This window comes from Pseudomonas sp. RIT-PI-a, from assembly GCF_001187875.1.
In the GTDB taxonomy this organism is placed as follows: domain Bacteria; phylum Pseudomonadota; class Gammaproteobacteria; order Pseudomonadales; family Pseudomonadaceae; genus Aquipseudomonas; species Aquipseudomonas coleopterorum.
In genome coordinates, this window is record NZ_LGIR01000033.1 from 214862 (window position 1) to 232354 (window position 17493).

Consider the following 17493-nt stretch of genomic DNA (forward strand, 5'->3'; position numbering starts at 1 on the left):
TGTCGTCTTTCTACCATCTATTGCTTAGCCGCGAAACTCGTCGCGACCACGGTAGATCGCCTTGGCGCCCAATTGCTCTTCGATACGCAGCAGTTGGTTGTACTTGGAAACGCGGTCGGAGCGGCACAGCGAGCCGGTCTTGATCTGACCGGCAGCGGTACCCACGGCCAGGTCGGCGATGGTTGAATCCTCGGTTTCGCCGGAGCGGTGCGAGATCACCGCGGTGTAACCTGCGGCCTTGGCCATCTGGATGGCTTCCAGGGTTTCGGTCAGGGTGCCGATCTGGTTGAACTTGATCAGAATCGAGTTGGCGATCTTCTTGTCGATGCCTTCCTTGAGAATCTTGGTGTTGGTCACGAACAGGTCGTCACCTACCAGCTGAACTTTCTCGCCGATCTTGTCGGTGAGGATCTTCCAGCCTGCCCAGTCCGACTCGTCCAGGCCGTCTTCGATGGAGATGATCGGGTAGCGCTCGGTCAGGCCCTTGAGGTATTCGGCGAAACCTTCGGCGTCGAACTTGTGGCCTTCACCGGCCAGATCGTAGGTGCCGTTTTCGAAGAATTCGCTGGCAGCGCAGTCCAGTGCCAGGGTCACGTCGGTGCCCAGTTTGTAGCCGGCCTTCTCGACGGCTTCGGCAATGGCGCTCAGGGCGTCTTCGTTGGAGGCCAGGTCAGGGGCGAAGCCACCTTCGTCACCTACCGCAGTGCTCAGGCCGCGAGCCTTCAGTACCGCCTTGAGGTGGTGGAAGATTTCGGTGCCCATGCGCAGGGCGTCGGAAAAAGTCTTGGCGCCAACGGGCTGGACCATGAATTCCTGGATGTCGACATTGTTGTCGGCGTGCTCGCCACCGTTGATGATGTTCATCATCGGCACGGGCATGGAGTAGACGCCCGGGGTGCCATTGAGGTTGGCGATGTGCGCGTAGAGGGGCAGGTCCTGGTCCTGCGCGGCAGCCTTGGCGGCAGCCAGGGACACGGCGAGGATGGCGTTGGCGCCCAGCGATGCCTTGTTCTCGGTTCCGTCCAGGGCAATCATGGCGTGGTCCAGTGCCTTCTGGTCAACCGGGTCCTTGCCCAGCAGCGCATCGCGAATCGGGCCATTGATGTTGGCCACGGCTTTCAGAACACCCTTGCCCAGGTAGCGGCTCTTGTCGCCATCGCGCAGCTCCAGCGCTTCACGCGAGCCGGTGGACGCGCCCGACGGTGCACAGGCAGTGCCGATGATGCCGTTTTCCAGAAGCACGTCGGCTTCCACGGTAGGGTTGCCACGGGAGTCGAGAACTTCACGACCTTTGATGTCGACGATTTTTGCCATTGTTATGAACACTCCAAAGTAGACGAGAACGACGCAGCGGGGGTCTTGGTGGCCCATTCACGGGCAGAGAACCGCTCCCACATGGAGCCCTGTGAGAGCGGGTCTCTGCCCGCGAAGGGTTCACCACAACAAATCGGGCACTACTTTACCGCAATCAGGCCGTTTCGATCGCCGGGAAACCTTTGACCAGTTCGTCGAGCGCCTTGAGCTGGGCGAGGAACGGCTCCAGCTTGTCCAGACGCAGTGCGCACGGACCGTCGCACTTGGCGTTGTCCGGGTCCGGGTGGGCTTCCAGGAACAGACCTGCCAGGCCCTGGCTCAGGCCTGCCTTGGCCAGGTCGGTGACCTGGGCACGGCGACCACCGGCCGAGTCGCTGCGACCGCCCGGCATCTGCAGGGCATGGGTAACGTCGAAGAACACTGGATATTGGAACGACTTCATGATGCCGAAGCCGAGCATGTCCACCACCAGGTTGTTGTAACCGAAGCTCGAACCACGCTCGCAGAGGATCAACTGGTCGTTACCGGCTTCCTCGCACTTGGTCAGGATGTGCTTCATTTCCTGCGGCGCCAGGAACTGGGCCTTCTTGATGTTGATGACCGCACCGGTCTTGGCCATGGCGACCACCAGGTCGGTCTGGCGCGACAGGAAGGCTGGCAGCTGAATGATGTCGCAGACTTCGGCGACCACGGCAGCCTGCGCAGGCTCGTGGACGTCGGTGATCAGCGGCACATTGAAGGTCTGCTTGATCTCCTCGAAGATGCGCATGCCCTCTTCCAGGCCGGGGCCACGGTAGGAGGTCACCGAAGAGCGGTTGGCCTTGTCGAAGCTGGCCTTGAACACGTAGGGGATGCCGAGCTTGTCGGTCACCCGCACGTATTCTTCGCAGACCTTGAGGGCCATGTCGCGCGATTCCAGCACGTTCATGCCGCCGAACAGGACGAATGGCTTGTCGTTGGCGATCTCGATGTCGCCAACGCGGATGATCTTCTGCGCCATGAGGGTCAGGCCTTCTTCTGATGTTGAGCCAATGCAGCCTTGACGAAGCCGCTGAACAGCGGGTGACCGTCACGCGGCGTCGAGGTGAACTCGGGGTGGAACTGGCAGGCCACGAACCACGGATGGTCCTTGGACTCGACCACTTCGACCAGCGCACCATCACCCGAGCGACCGGAAACCACCAGGCCGGCGTCGACCAGTTGCGGCAGCAGGTTGTTGTTCACTTCGTAGCGATGACGATGACGCTCGACGATCACATCGCGGGCGTAGCAATCGTGCACCTTGGAACCGCTGATCAGCTGGCAGTCCTGCGCACCCAGGCGCATGGTGCCGCCCAGATCGGAAGCTTCGGTACGGGTTTCCACGGCGCCGGTGGCGTCTTCCCATTCGGTGATCAGACCGACCACCGGGTGGCCGCTGGCGCGATCGAATTCGGTGGAGTTGGCGTCTTTCCAGCCCATCACGTTACGGGCGAATTCGATGACGGCCACCTGCATGCCCAGGCAGATACCCAGGTACGGCACCTTGTTCTCGCGGGCGTACTGCACGGCGGTGATCTTGCCTTCCACACCGCGCAGACCGAAGCCGCCGGGAACCAGGATGGCGTCCACGCCTTCGAGCAGCGCAGTGCCCTGATTCTCGATGTCTTCGGAGTCGATGTAGCGCAGGTTGACCTTGGTGCGATTGCTGATGCCGGCATGGCTCATCGCTTCGATCAGCGATTTGTAGGCATCGAGCAGTTCCATGTACTTGCCGACCATGGCGATGGTCACTTCGTGTTCCGGGTTCAGCTTGGCATCGACCACCGCGTCCCACTCGGACAGGTCGGCGCTGCCGCACTGCAGTCCGAAACGCTCGACGACGAAATCGTCCAGGCCCTGGGAGTGCAGGATGCCCGGGATCTTGTAGATGGTGTCGGCGTCTTCCAGGGCGATGACCGCGCGCTCTTCGACGTTGGTGAACTGCGCGATCTTGCGACGCGACGAGGTGTCGATCGGGTGATCGGAGCGGCACACCAGCACATCGGGCTGCAGGCCGATGGAGCGCAATTCCTTGACCGAATGCTGGGTCGGCTTGGTCTTGGTCTCGCCGGCGGTGGCGATGTACGGGACCAGCGTCAGGTGCATCAGCATCGCGCGCTTGGCGCCGACTTCGAAGCGCAACTGGCGGATCGCCTCCAGGAACGGTTGCGATTCGATGTCGCCCACGGTGCCGCCGATCTCGACCATGGCCACGTCGGCATCGCCGGCGCCCTTGATGATGCGGCGCTTGATCTCGTCGGTGATGTGCGGGATGACCTGGATGGTCGCGCCCAGGTAGTCACCACGACGTTCCTTGCGCAACACGTGCTCGTAGACGCGGCCGGTGGTGAAGTTGTTGTTCTGGGTCATGGTCGTGCGGATGAACCGCTCGTAGTGCCCCAGGTCCAGGTCGGTCTCGGCGCCGTCATGGGTGACGAACACTTCACCGTGCTGGAACGGGCTCATGGTGCCCGGGTCGACGTTGATGTACGGGTCAAGCTTGAGCATGGTGACTTTGAGCCCCCGCGCCTCCAGGATGGCCGCCAATGAAGCCGAGGCAATGCCTTTCCCCAATGAAGAAACAACACCGCCCGTGACGAAGATGTAGCGCGTCATGAAAAACCCTAGAAGTCTGCGTTAAAGCGGCAGAAGCCGCCGGGGAAAGCGAAGGAAGGCCGAAGCCCCCGACGGCCAAAAACGGTTTGGCAATCGGCAACGTCCGTGAATCCGGTGGGCTCACAGAAGCTGTATCAAGAAGGGAGCGTAGTCTACCGGATTCCCCCTTTCATCTCAAACTCTGCTCGCCGGTCGGCGGCGACCACACCAGTTGGCCATCGACGCTGGACAGCGGCAGGTTGGCCACGGCCACCAGCTGGTCGTCGACGAACAGCAGAGGCAGGCGATCGCGCACGAACCCCGGCAGGCGGCTTTCGTTGAGCAGGCGTTTGAGGTCTCGCTGCCCGCGAGCGGGCAAGCGCAGGCCTTCGCCGCCCTGGCGGTAGCGAATCTGCGCCTGACCGGGCGGCGGACTGCCCTGCCATCGCACCTCACCGTTGCCCGGTAGCTGCAAGGCCTGTTCAAGTCGCGGCCATGTTTGAACCGCGGGCTGAGCCTGCGACCATTGGCCACTGACCCACCAGATCCGTCCGTGCGCCCTGTGCAGCTCGCCGTCGGTCAGTCGCCAGACGGGCGTGGCTGCCGCATCGGCGTCGCGTAAGGATGTCCATCCGACCCAGTGCTGGGTGTCGGGCAGGCGCGTCAGGCCTGCCAGCCAGCACTGCAGGGCATTGCGCTGACGGCTGTCCGACAGCGCTTGCAGCGGCGCCAGCGCCAGGCTCGGTACGGCCAGCCAGGAATGCTCGACCGACGCGCGCGCAGGCTCCAGGTCCGCTTCGGCCAGTTCCTCGAGCAACTGCGCCGCTTCGCCCAGATGGGCGGCCGCCCTGGCAATGCTGCCCGCCGCCTGGGGCCAGCGCGCCGTGATCACGGGCAGCACGTCGCGGCGCAGGTAATTGCGGGAAAAACGGGTATCGGTGTTGGAGGGGTCGTCGATCCAGTCCAGGCCCTCGGCGCGAGCGTACGCGACCAGTTCGCTGCGAGGCTCATCGAGCAGCGGCCTGGCCAAGACACCCTGCCCTTGCGGTCGCTGATGCGGCATCGCTGCAAGCCCCCGTACGCCAGCGCCGCGCAGTAGTCGAAACAGCAGGGTTTCGGCCTGATCATCCTGGTGCTGGGCGGCGAACAGGACATCGCCGATCCCGAGTACCCCATCGAAGGCTCGATAGCGTGCCTGACGCGCGGCTTGTTCCAGGCTGGGGCCGTTCTCGACCTGCACCCGGATGATGCGCAACGGCACACCGAGCTGATCGCACAGGGATTGGCAGTGTGCGGGCCAGGTATCGGCGACCGATTGCAGACCGTGATGGATATGAAGAGCAGTCAGCGGCGGACGCTTGGGCAGACCGGCCATCAGGTGCAGCAGGACGGTGGAGTCGAGGCCACCGGAGAAGGCGACGTACCAGGCAGGGGCTGAGAGGTAGGGTTGCAACCGGGCCTGTAATCGTTGCATCAAGACTGAGGATTCACGCATATGGTGCGGCCCTCACTGGGCAAAGCGAGGTATGAGCGGTGCTCCCTTCGCGGGCAGAGGGCTCAGCCGCCCGCCCCGCTCCCACACGGATCGGGGCTGGGCCTTGAATCGGCGGTGCGCCCTTCGCGGGCAGAGCCCGCTCCCACAGTGGACGGAGTGAACCCATACCTGTGGGAGCGGGGCGGGCGGCTGAGCCCTCTGCCCGCGAAGGGCGCGCCGCGGTCTCGAACCTTACAACCCGTAGCCCATCAACCGGTCATACCGGCGGCTGAGCAGCGTCTCGGTGTCGAAGCCCTTGAGCATGTCCAGTTGGCGGGTCAGCTCGGCGCGGATCAGGGCCGGGGCGGCGACCGGATCGCGATGGGCGCCACCCAGTGGCTCGTCGATTACCTTGTCGACAATGCCCAGGTGGTTCAAGCGCTCGGCCGTGATGCCCATGGCTTCGGCGGCGTCCGGCGCCTTTTCGGCCGTTTTCCACAGAATCGACGCGCAACCTTCCGGCGAAATCACCGCATAGGTCGAATACTGCAACATGTTCAGTTGATCGCAGACACCGATGGCCAATGCGCCACCCGAACCGCCTTCACCGATCACCGTGGCGATGATCGGCGTTTTCAGGCGTGCCATCACGCGCAGGTTCCAGGCGATCGCTTCGCTCTGGTTGCGCTCTTCGGCATCGATGCCCGGGTACGCGCCCGGCGTGTCGATGAAGGTAAGGATCGGCATCTTGAAGCGCTCGGCCATTTCCATCAGGCGGCACGCCTTGCGGTAGCCTTCCGGACGCGGCATGCCGAAGTTGCGACGGACCTTCTCGCGCACTTCGCGGCCTTTCTGGTGGCCGATGATCATCACCGGCTGCTCGTCGAGACGGGCGACACCGCCGACGATGGCAGCGTCGTCGGAGAAATGACGGTCGCCGTGCAGCTCATCGAACTCGGTGAAGATGTGCTGAATGTAGTCCAGGGTGTACGGGCGGCGCGGGTGACGCGCCAGCCGGGCAATCTGCCAGCTGGTCAGGTTGCCGAAGATGCTTTCGGTCAGCGTGCTGCTTTTGTCTTGCAGGCGAGAGATCTCGTCGCCGATGTTCAACGAATTGTCGTTGCCTACCAGGCGCAGCTCTTCGATCTTGGCTTGCAGGTCAGCGATCGGCTGTTCGAAATCAAGAAAATTCGGGTTCATAGGCATCCGTCTTGGGTCGACGGCCAAGCGGCCGGCCGGTTGATCCGTTTGGCGCCATACCTTAAAGGAAACGGCGCGTTCAGGTCGAGTTTATTAATTGTGGTCGAGCCCGGCCCGCGAGGCCAGCTCAACGGTCAGGTTCAACGATATTGCAGAAAGACGTTCTCGCGACCGAACTGGTCACGCAACGCTTGAATCAAGCTGTCGGCCGGGTCGATCCGCCAGCCTTCGCCGAACTGCAGCGTCGCCTTGGCGTCGTTGCTGGTGTATTCCATGGTGATCGGGCAGGCGCCACGGTGCTGACGGCACAACTCGCCCAGCCAGCCGAGCCGATCGCCACCCAGCCCGTCGGCGTGCACCTTCAGACGCAAGCTTTCGGCCAGGTTGGTGCGCGCATCTTCCATGCTCATCACGCGCTTGACGCGCAGGCGCAGGCCACCGGAGAAGTCATCGTTGCTGACCTCCCCTTCCACCACCACCATGGCGTCGGTCTGCAGCAGCGATTGCGCGGACATGAAGGCATCGGCGAACAATGAAGCCTCGATGCGGGCCGAGCGGTCGTCGAGGGTGATGAAGCCCATCTTGTCGCCCTTCTTGTTCTTCATCACCCGCAGCGCGATGACCATGCCGGCCACGGTCTGGGTTTCGCGCGAAGGCTTGAGGTCGATGATGCGCTGCCGAGCGAAGCGGCGGATCTCGCCTTCGTATTCGTCAATCGGGTGCCCGGTGAGGTACAGCCCCAGAGTCTCCTTCTCGCCGCGCAGCCGCTCCTTGAGGGTCAGCTCCTTGGCCTTGCGATGGTCGGCATAGACATCGGCGTCCGCTTCGACGAACACACCGCCGAAGAGGTCGTCGTGGCCGCTGTCGTGGGTGCGTGCGGTCTGCTCCGCCGCCTTGATCGCGCCCTCCATGGCCGACAGCAGTACCGCGCGATTGCGGTCGATGTTGGCTTGATAGGCTTTTGGCTCATCGTGGAAATACGGGCCCAGGCGGTCGATCGCACCGCTGCGGATCAGACCGTCGAGTGTGCGTTTGTTGATGCGCTTGAGATCGACGCGCTCGCAGAAGTCGAACAGGTCCTTGAACGGGCCGGCCTGACGGGCTTCGATGATCGCCTCGACGGGCCCTTCGCCCACACCCTTGATCGCGCCCAGCCCATAGACGATGCGGCCATCGTCGTTGACCGTGAACTTGAACTCGGAGTTGTTCACGTCCGGCGCGTCCAGGCGCAGCTTCATGGTGCGCACTTCTTCGATCAAGGTCACGACCTTGTCGGTGTTGTGCATGTCCGCCGAGAGCACCGCGGCCATGAACGGCGCCGGGTAGTGAGCCTTGAGCCAGGCGGTCTGGTAGGACACCAGGCCATAGGCGGCGGAGTGGGACTTGTTGAAACCGTAACCGGCGAATTTTTCCACCAAGTCGAAGATGTTGCCCGCCAGGTCCGGGTCGATGTTGTTGGTGGCGCATCCTTCGATGAAGCCGCCACGCTGCTTGGCCATCTCTTCGGGTTTCTTCTTGCCCATGGCGCGACGCAACATGTCGGCGCCGCCGAGGGTGTAGCCTGCCATCACCTGAGCGATCTGCATCACCTGTTCCTGATACAGGATGATGCCGTAGGTGGGCGCCAGTACCGGTTTCAGACCCTCGTACTGGTAGTCCGAATGCGGGTAGGCCAGCTCGGCGCGACCGTGCTTGCGGTTGATGAAGTCGTCCACCATGCCCGACTGCAGCGGGCCCGGCCGGAACAACGCCACCAGTGCAATGAGGTCTTCCAGGCAGTCGGGCTTGAGCTTCTTGATCAGCTCCTTCATGCCGCGAGATTCGAGCTGGAAGACGGCAGTGGTCTCGGCCTTCTGTAGCAACTGGTAGGTCGGTTTGTCGTCGAGCGGAATGAAGGCGATGTCCAGCGGCGCCTCGTTGACCTTGGCCCGGTCGCGGTTGATGGTCTTCAGCGCCCAGTCGATGATGGTCAGGGTACGCAGGCCGAGGAAGTCGAACTTGACCAGACCTGCCGCTTCCACGTCATCCTTGTCGAACTGGGTCACCAGGCCGTCACCGGCCTCGTCGCAGTAGATCGGCGCGAAGTCGGTCAGCTTGGTCGGCGCGATCACCACACCACCGGCGTGCTTGCCGACGTTACGCACCACGCCTTCGAGCTTGCGCGCCATTTCCCAGATTTCCGCCGCCTCTTCATCGACCTTGATGAAGTCGCGCAGGATTTCTTCCTGCTCGTAGGCCTTTTCCAGGGTCATGCCGACTTCGAAGGGGATCATCTTGGACAGGCGATCAGCCAGGCCGTAGGACTTGCCCTGCACCCGCGCCACGTCGCGCACCACCGCCTTGGCCGCCATGGAGCCGAAGGTGATGATCTGGCTGACCGCATTGCGGCCGTACTTGTCAGCCACGTAGTCGATGACCCGGTCGCGACCGTCCATGCAGAAGTCGACGTCGAAGTCGGGCATGGACACCCGCTCTGGGTTGAGGAAGCGTTCGAACAGCAGGTCGTATTCCAGCGGATCGAGGTCGGTGATCTTCTGTACGTAAGCCACCAGAGACCCTGCGCCCGACCCCCGGCCCGGACCCACCGGCACGCCGTTGTTCTTGGCCCACTGGATGAAGTCCATCACGATCAGGAAGTAACCGGGGAAGCCCATCTGGATGATGATGTCGAGCTCGAAATTCAGCCGGTCGACATACACCTGTCGGCGCGCTTCGTAGTTCTCGGTAGTGTCCTTGGGCAGCAGCACGGCCAGGCGCTCTTCCAGGCCGTCGAACGAGACCTTGCGGAAATATTCATCGATGGTCATGCCATCGGGAATCGGGTAATCGGGCAGGAAGTGCTTGCCCAGCTTGACGTCGATGTTGCAGCGCTTGGCGATCTCGACGGTGTTTTCCAGCGCCTCGGGCAGGTCGCTGAACAACTCGGCCATCTCCTCGGCGCTCTTGAGGTACTGCTGGTCGCTGTAGTTCTTGTTGCGGCGCGGGTCGTCCAGCGCCCGGCCTTCACCAATGCACACGCGCGTCTCGTGGGCCTCGAAGTCTTCCTGCTTGATGAAGCGCACATCGTTGGTGGCCACCAAGGGCGCGCCCAGGCGGTCGGCCAAGGCTACGGCGGCGTGCAGGTACTCTTCGTCGTTGGTGCGGTTGGTCCGCTGCACCTCGACGTAGAAGCGCTCGGGGAACACCGCCATCCACTCGCGCAGCAGGTTGTCGGCATCGCCCGGGTAGCCGCCCAACAGGGCCATGCCGATCTCGCCCTCCTTGGCCGCCGACAGGCAGATCACCCCTTCGCTGGCTTCGGCCACCCATTGCCGCTCGACGATCACCTGGCCATTGCGCTGGCCATCGATGAAGCCGCGGGAAATCAGCTCGGTGATGTTGCGATAGCCCACCGCGTTCATCGCCAGCAGGCTGATGCGGCTCAGTGGGCCGTCGGGGTCGCGATTGGCCAGCCACAGGTCGGCACCGCAGATCGGCTTGATGCCAGCGCCCATGGCCGCCTTGTAGAACTTCACCAGCGAACACATGTTGTTCTGGTCGGTCACCGCCACCGCTGGCATGTTCATGCCGGCCAGCGCCTTGACCAGCGGCTTGATCCGCACCAGGCCGTCGACCAGCGAGTATTCGGTGTGCAGGCGAAGATGAACGAAGGAAACCGACATGTTGATCCTATGGTGACGGGTAGAACGACAAGGCCCGGATTGTACCGGGCCCTGATCAAAACATCAGCCTGCTAGACCCAGGCAGGGGTTTGATCGATGCTTTCGCGAGCCTGCCACGCCGCGCGGACTGGCGCGAACGATCGCCGATGAATGGGCGTCGGCCCCAGGCGGGCCAAGGCTTCCAGATGCACCGGCGTGGGGTAGCCCTTGTGACCACCCATGCCGTAACCCGGGTAGATCAATTCGAAAGCGGACATCTCCCGGTCGCGACTGACCTTGGCCAGGATCGAGGCGGCGGCGATGGCCGGGACCTTCGCGTCGCCCTGGATCACCGGGGCGCTTGGTACATCCAGCTGCGGGCAGCGATTGCCATCGATCAGCGCCAGTCTTGGCGTGATGCTCAGGCCTTGGACCGCCCGCTGCATGGCGAGCATGGTCGCGTGCAGAATGTTCAGGCGGTCGATCTCTTCGACCTCGGCACGGGCGATACACCAGGCCAGCGCTTTCTCGCAGATTTCGTCGTAGAGCAGTTCGCGACGCGCTTCGTTGAGTTTCTTCGAATCGTTGAGGCCCAGGATCGGCCGACGCGGATCGAGAATCACCGCCGCCGTCACCACCGCGCCACACAACGGGCCGCGGCCGACTTCATCGACACCGGCGACCAGCTCTTCGACCAGATCGAAATCCAGGCCCATTTGCAGTTGCCTGCTTGTCTGTAGAGGCTTAGCCATCGTTCCTGCCTATCAGTTGCAGCACGGCGTCGGCCGCCTGGTTGGAGGCGTCGCGGCGCAGCGTGCGATGAATCGCGTCGAAACCGCTGGTCTGTTCCTCGCCACCGGCCAGCAGCGGCAGCAAGCGCTCGACCAGCGCCTGGGGCGTAGCGTCATCCTGCAGCAGCTCGGGCACCAGCATTCGCTGGGCCAGGAGGTTGGGCAACGACACGTAGGGGCTCTTGACCATGCGCTTGAGAATCCAGTACGTCAGGGGCGCCAGTCGATACGCAACCACCATCGGGCGCTTGTACAGCAGGGCTTCCAAAGTGGCCGTACCGGAAGCGATCAATACCGCGTCACAGGCAGCCAGCGCCGTGTGCGAGTCGCCGTCGAGCAAGGTCACCGGCAGCGTGCGCCCCGCAAGCATCTGCTCCAGTTGCGCCCGCCGCTGGGGGGTGGCACAGGGAATCACGAAGCGTGCATCCGGTTTCGACTGCAGCAGCAACTGGGCACTGTCGAGGAACAGCTCGCCCAGGCGGCCGACTTCCCCACCGCGACTGCCGGGCATCAACGCCACCAGCGGGAACTCGCCGGCCAGGCCCAGCTGGGTGCGGGCCTGGCTACGGTCCGCCTGCAGGGCGATGGTATCGGCCAACGGGTGACCGACGAAACGCACCGGCACGCCCTGCTCCTCGTAGAAGCGAGCCTCGAAGGGCAGCAACGTGAGCATAAGGTCGCAACCCTGGCGAATCTTCAATACACGCTTCTGCCGCCATGCCCAGACCGAGGGGCTCACGTAGTGCACGGTCTTGATCCCGGCCTGGCGCAGCTTGAGTTCGATGTTCAGGGTGAAGTCGGGTGCGTCGATGCCGATGAACACGTCCGGCTTGCAGGCAATCAGCTCGGCAATCAGCTGCTTGCGCCGCGCCAGCAGTTCGCGCAGACGACCCAGCACTTCGACCAGGCCCATCACTGCCAGGCGCTCCATGGGGAAGCGACTGACCAGCCCTTCGGCTTCCATCAGCGGGCCGCCGACGCCGATGAACTCGACATGCGGATGGCGCGCCTTGAGCGCACGCATCAGCCCGGAACCCAGGATATCGCCACTGGCTTCGCCTGCCACCAGTGCCACGGTCAGCGGTGCGGGGTGAGACATCAGCGGGTGATGCCGCGAGTCGAGGACTGGATCGACTTGAGGAACACGTCGACTTCAGGGTGCAGCCGCGCAGGTTCTTCCAGATCGAGCAGGGCCTGCTCGACGGTCAGGCCACGACGATAAACCGTCTTGTAGGCACGGCGCAGCGCGTGGATCGCTTCGTCGCTGAAACCGCGGCGGCGCATGCCTTCGAAATTCATGCTGCGAGCTTCGGCCGGGTTGCCGAACACCGTGACATAGGCCGGCACATCCTTGCCGATGGCGGTACCCATGCCCGAAAAGCTGTGGGCGCCAATGTGGCAGTACTGGTGAACCAAGGTGAAGCCGGAGAGGATCGCCCAGTCGTGAACATGCACATGGCCGGCCAAAGCGGTGTTGTTGACCAGAATGCAGTGGTTGCCGATCACGCTGTCGTGCCCGATATGGGCGTAGGCCATGATCAGGTTATGGTCGCCCAAGGTGGTTTCGGCGCGGTCCTGCACGGTGCCACGGTGGATGGTCACACCTTCGCGGATCACGTTGTGGTCACCGATGACCAGGCGGGTTTCCTCGCCTTTGTACTTGAGGTCCGGCGTGTCTTCCCCGATCGAGGAAAACTGGTAGATGCGATTGTGCCTGCCGATGCGGGTCGGCCCCTTGAGAATGACGTGAGGACCGATCACGGTACCTTCACCAATTTCCACGCCCGCACCAACGATCGACCAAGGGCCGACTTCGACACCATCTGCCAATATGGCGGACGGATCGATGATGGCGCGAGGGTCAATCAAACTCATAGCTTGCGTTCCGCACAGATGATCTCGGCCGAGCAGACCGGCTTGCCATCGACCGAAGCCTTGCAGTCGAACTTCCAGATCTGGCGCTTGCAACTGATGAACTTGGCTTCCAGGATCAACTGATCACCCGGCAGCACAGGCTGGCGGAAACGCAGCTTGTCCGAACCCACGAAGTAGTACAGCGTGCCGTCGGCCGGTTTCACGTCGAGCATCTTGAAACCGAGAATACCGGCGGCCTGGGCCATGGCCTCGATGATCAGCACGCCCGGCATGATCGGGTGCGCGGGAAAGTGACCATTGAAGAACGGCTCGTTGATGCTGACATTCTTGTAGGCGCGAATGCTCTGGCTTTCGACGTCCAGCTCCACGACCCGATCCACCAACAGGAAAGGATAGCGGTGCGGCAGGTATTCGCGAATCTCGTTGATGTCCATCATTTCGGGGGGAAGCCTGTAGTAAAGATAGGGAGCGCGCGGCTGACGCGCGACACTCCTATTGCAAATCAAGGGGCAGTCTAGCGGCTGGGCACACTTGATATGGAAAAGGTATCAGCCATCAGATGACGCTTTACCGCCTTGGGTCACTGCCTCGACATGCTTTTCCACCTGCTTGAGGCGCCGAGCCATGTCATCCAGATGCCGCAATCGCGCAGCGCTCTTGCGCCACTCGGCTGCCGGCTGCATCGCCGTACCCGAGGAATAGGCACCCGGCTCGGTGATCGAATGGGTCACCATGGTCATGCCAGTGATGAATACCCCATCGCAGATCTCGATGTGCCCGACCAGGCCTACACCGCCTGCGAGCATGCAATTCTTGCCGATCTTGCTGCTTCCCGAAATGCCGACGCAGGCTGCCATGGCGGTGTTGTCGCCAATCTGCACGTTGTGGGCAATCTGGATCTGGTTATCGAGCTTCACGCCATTGCCGATCACGGTATCGGCCAGTGCACCACGGTCGATGGCGGTATTTACACCGATCTCGCAGTCGTCGCCGATGCTGACGCCGCCGATCTGGGCGATCTTCTGCCAGACGCCTTTCTCGTTGGCAAAGCCGAAGCCCTCGCCACCCAGCACGGCTCCGGATTGGATGACTACTCGCTTACCGATGCGCACGTCGTGATAGAGCGTGACCCGGGGCGCCAACCAGCCGCCCTCGCCGATCTCGCAGCGTGCACCGATGAAACAGTGCGCACCGACGGTCACACCGGCCGCGATCCTGGCCCCGCTCTCCACGACCGCGAACGGCCCGACACTGGCAGCAGCATCGACCTGGGCATCGGCAGCGATGACCGCAGTAGGATGCACACCCGTGCTGGCGCGGGGCTTGGGATCGAACAAGTGGGAGATGCGTGCATAGGCCAGATATGGGTCAGGAACGATCAGCGCGTCGCCCTTGAACCCTTCTGCATCAGCGGCCTTGAGCAGTACGGCCCCGGCATGGCTGTCGGGCAGATACTTGCGGTACTGCGGATTGGCCAGAAAGCTCAGCTGAGCTGGGCCGGCCTCCTGCAAGGTGGCCAGCCCAGTGATGATCTTCTCCGGGTCGCCACTGACCGTGGCGCCCAGGAACTCAGCCAGCTGACCGAGCTTCATGGTCGCTGTCATATCAGCGCGACTGATTCATGCGCTCGATGACCTGGCGAGTGATGTCGAACTGAGGTTTGACATCAATCACCGCACCGCGCTCCAGCACCAGGTCGAAGGCACCTTTCTTGATGACTTCTTCGACGGCGCCGTCAAGCTTGGGCTTGAGCTGCTTGAGCATTTCGCGGTCGGCAACGGCCTTGGCTTCGTTCAGTTCCTTGGACTGGAACTGGAAGTCGCGGGCTTTCTGCTTGAATTCGAGTTCCAGGCGCTCGCGCTCGGGCTGGGCCATCTTGTCGCCACCGGCGACCAGACGGTCCTGAATGCTCTTGGCGCTGCTTTCCAGGGTCTTGAGCTTGCTCAACTGCGGACCGAATTTCTTCTCGGCATCGACAGCGTATTTCTTGGCCGCGTCAGACTCGAGCAGTGCCATCTGATAGTTCAGAACGGCGATTTTCATGTCGGCGAAAGCCGGAGTGGCACCCAGCGAGGCGGCGAGGGTCGCGGCCAGAACAACCATTTGAGTCAACTTGCGCACAATAAACTCCTACAAAATCCGTTGTTGTTGCCAAGGAGCAGACCTTAGAAGGTCTGACCCAGAGAGAATTGGAAGACTTGGGTTTCGGCGTTGTCAGGTTTCTTGACCGGCATTGCCAGGCTGAAGCTCAACGGGCCCAGGGCGGTGATCCAGGTCACACCCAGACCGGCGGAGACGGCCATGTTGGCGATGTCGATGTCGTTGCAACGGACGGGTTCACCGGTTGCAGTTTTGCTGTCGTTGCAGTTGGTATCAAATACGTTACCAACGTCGACGAACAGGGAAGTACGCAATGAGCGCTGATCCTTCACGAACGGCAGCGGGAACAGAACTTCGGCACCACCGGTGATCTGTACGTTGCCGCCGAATGCCAGTGGATCCTGGTCCGGGTCTGCGAGGGTGCCTCGGGCATCGTTCTTTTGACTCGGAGTACTACGCGGACCCAACGTACTGTCCTTGAAACCACGTACCGAGTTGAAACCACCGGCGTAATAGTTCTCGTAGAACGGCAGGCCGTCGGTTGAACCGTAACCATCGCCATAGCCCAGTTCGGTGTGGAAGCGCATGGTGTAGTTTTCGGTGACCGGCACGAACGCTTGGTTGCGATAGTCGATCTTGAAGAACGACAGGTCGCTGCCCGGAATGGTGATTTCACCGGTCAGGCTTTGCGAGGCACCGCGGGTCGGCAGTACACCCTTGTTCAGCGTTGACGAAGACCAGCCGGCCGAAGCCTTGAAGTTGGTGAAGTTCTCACCTTCCTTCTCGATGAAGTCGAAAATCTCTTCAACGGTGTATTTACCGGTCTTGATCTTGTCGTTCTGCACGCTCAGGCCAAAGGTCAGGCGCGAGGTTTCACTGATCGGGTAGCCGAAGTTCATGCCGGCGCCCAGGCTGTCCACCGCGTAGCTGGCCACGTCGACGTCGAGGTCGTCGTAGTCGGTGGTGCGGTAGAACGCGTTGTAGCCCAGGCTGACGCCGTCCGGCGTGTAGTAGGGGTCGGTGTAGCTGAAGTTGTAGCGGCTCTGGTACTCGCTGCGGGTCAAGCCGATCGACACGCGGTTACCGGTACCCAGGAAGTTGTTCTGGCTGATCGAACCACCCAGGATCAGACCGGCGCTCTGGGCGAAGCCGACGCTGGCGGTGATCGAACCCGACGCCTGCTCTTCCACGGCGTAGTTGACGTCGACCTGGTCATCGGTACCGGGCACGGCCGGCGTTTCGACGTTCACTTCCTTGAAGAAGCCGAGGCGCTCGAGGCGGGTCTTGGATTGGTCGATCAGGTAGGTCGACGCCCAGCCGCCTTCCATCTGGCGCATTTCACGGCGCAGCACTTCGTCTTCCGACTTGGTGTTGCCACGGAAGTTGATGCGGTTGACGTAGGCACGCTTGCCCGGGTCGACCACGAAGGTGATGTCCACGGTGTGGTCTTCGTCGTGCGGCTGAGGCACGCCGTTGACGTTGGCGAAGGTGTAGCCGTCGTTACCCAAGCGGCGGGTGATCAACTCGGAAGTCGAGGTCATGACCTTGCGCGAGAACACCTGGCCCTTCTTCACCAGCATCAGCTGCTGGACCTGATCTTCAGGCACTTTCAGGTCACCGCTGAGCTTGACGTCACGAACAGTGTACTTTTCACCTTCGTTGACGTTGACGGTGATGTAGACGTGCTTCTTGTCCGGCGTGATCGACACCTGGGTGGAGGCGATGTCCATGTTGATGTAGCCGCGGTCCAGGTAGTAGGAGCGCAGACGCTCCAGGTCACCGGACAGCTTTTCGCGTGCGTACTTGTCGTCGTTGCGGAAGAACGACAGCCAGTTGGATGTCTTGAGTTCGAACAGGTCGGTCAGGTCTTCCTCGGGGAATACCGAGTTGCCCACCACGTTGATGTGCTGGATGGCCGCGACCGTGCCTTCGTTGATGTTGATCTTCAAGGCCACACGGTTGCGCGGCTGGGTGACCACTTCGGTGTCGACCGACGCCGAGTAGCGACCCTGGGCGACGTACTGGCGCTGCAACTCGTTGCGCACGCCTTCGAGGGTCGCACGCTGGAAGATCTCGCCTTCGGCCAGGCCGGACTGCTTGAGGCCCTTCATCAGGTCTTCGGTGGAGATGGCCTTGTTGCCTTCGATGTCGATACTGGCCACCGAAGGTCGTTCGACCACGGTGATCACCAGGACATTACCGTCCCGGCCCAGTTGGATATCCTGGAAGAACCCGGTTTTAAAGAGTGCACGGGTCGATTCCACCAGGCGACCGTCGTCGGCCTGGTCACCTACGTTCAACGGCAACGCGCCAAACACGCTGCCGGCGGAAACCCGCTGCAGACCGTTGACACGAATATCGGAGATGGTGAAGGACGCGGCGTGAACTTCAGCGATCATCAGTACGGCAAGAACCGCAGTTAGCAGCAGACGTTTCATGAAGTCCTTTCTTATTCCAACTGGCAATAAACAAACTGCCGCAA

Annotated in this window: 13 protein-coding genes; all 13 read right to left on the reverse strand. The window is 62.1% G+C overall.

Annotation, left to right across the window (positions count from 1 at the left end):
- Nucleotides 1–24 precede the first annotated feature (24 nt).
- On the reverse strand, nt 25–1314 hold the full coding sequence (gene eno, locus AC788_RS19940; RefSeq protein ID WP_049862273.1) for a phosphopyruvate hydratase: 1290 nt from the start codon (nt 1312–1314) through the stop codon (nt 25–27).
- Between the two features lie 154 nt (nt 1315–1468).
- Nucleotides 1469–2314 (reverse strand): 3-deoxy-8-phosphooctulonate synthase, encoded by an 846-nt coding sequence (gene kdsA, locus AC788_RS19945; RefSeq protein WP_049862274.1) that lies wholly within the window; start codon nt 2312–2314, stop codon nt 1469–1471.
- 5 nt (nt 2315–2319) lie between these two features.
- On the reverse strand, nt 2320–3951 hold the full coding sequence (locus AC788_RS19950; RefSeq protein ID WP_049862275.1) for a CTP synthase: 1632 nt from the start codon (nt 3949–3951) through the stop codon (nt 2320–2322).
- A gap of 169 nt (nt 3952–4120) precedes the next feature.
- A complete protein-coding gene (tilS, locus tag AC788_RS19955) occupies nt 4121–5404 on the reverse strand; it encodes a tRNA lysidine(34) synthetase TilS (RefSeq protein ID WP_442965555.1) in 1284 nt (427 codons plus the stop codon).
- 252 nt (nt 5405–5656) lie between these two features.
- The gene (locus AC788_RS19960; RefSeq protein ID WP_049862277.1) at nt 5657–6604 is read right to left on the reverse strand and encodes an acetyl-CoA carboxylase carboxyltransferase subunit alpha; all 948 of its coding nucleotides are present in this window, start codon (nt 6602–6604) and stop codon (nt 5657–5659) included.
- A gap of 140 nt (nt 6605–6744) precedes the next feature.
- Nucleotides 6745–10266: a DNA polymerase III subunit alpha gene (dnaE, locus tag AC788_RS19965; protein ID WP_049862278.1), complete on the reverse strand. Its 3522-nt coding sequence runs from the start codon at nt 10264–10266 to the stop codon at nt 6745–6747.
- A 71-nt stretch (nt 10267–10337) separates the two neighbouring features.
- Entirely contained in the window at nt 10338–10967 is a 630-nt protein-coding gene (gene rnhB, locus AC788_RS19970) for a ribonuclease HII (protein ID WP_049862373.1), read from the reverse strand.
- Nucleotides 10968–10989: 22 nt separating this feature from the next.
- Complete coding sequence (gene lpxB / locus AC788_RS19975) at nt 10990–12135, reverse strand: lipid-A-disaccharide synthase (protein WP_049862279.1); 1146 nt, start codon at nt 12133–12135, stop codon at nt 10990–10992.
- A complete protein-coding gene (lpxA, locus tag AC788_RS19980; RefSeq protein ID WP_049862280.1) occupies nt 12135–12911 on the reverse strand; it encodes an acyl-ACP--UDP-N-acetylglucosamine O-acyltransferase in 777 nt (258 codons plus the stop codon). Before lpxA ends, lpxB begins: the two co-directional genes overlap by 1 nt.
- Entirely contained in the window at nt 12908–13348 is a 441-nt protein-coding gene (fabZ, locus tag AC788_RS19985; protein ID WP_043185101.1) for a 3-hydroxyacyl-ACP dehydratase FabZ, read from the reverse strand. Before fabZ ends, lpxA begins: the two co-directional genes overlap by 4 nt.
- Nucleotides 13349–13459: 111 nt before the next feature.
- Entirely contained in the window at nt 13460–14515 is a 1056-nt protein-coding gene (gene lpxD / locus AC788_RS19990) for a UDP-3-O-(3-hydroxymyristoyl)glucosamine N-acyltransferase (RefSeq protein ID WP_049862281.1), read from the reverse strand.
- Nucleotide 14516: 1 nt separating this feature from the next.
- On the reverse strand, nt 14517–15032 hold the full coding sequence (locus AC788_RS19995; RefSeq protein WP_049862282.1) for an OmpH family outer membrane protein: 516 nt from the start codon (nt 15030–15032) through the stop codon (nt 14517–14519).
- Between the two features lie 44 nt (nt 15033–15076).
- A complete protein-coding gene (gene bamA / locus AC788_RS20000) occupies nt 15077–17449 on the reverse strand; it encodes an outer membrane protein assembly factor BamA (protein WP_049862283.1) in 2373 nt (790 codons plus the stop codon).
- Between the last annotated feature and the right edge of the window lie 44 nt (nt 17450–17493).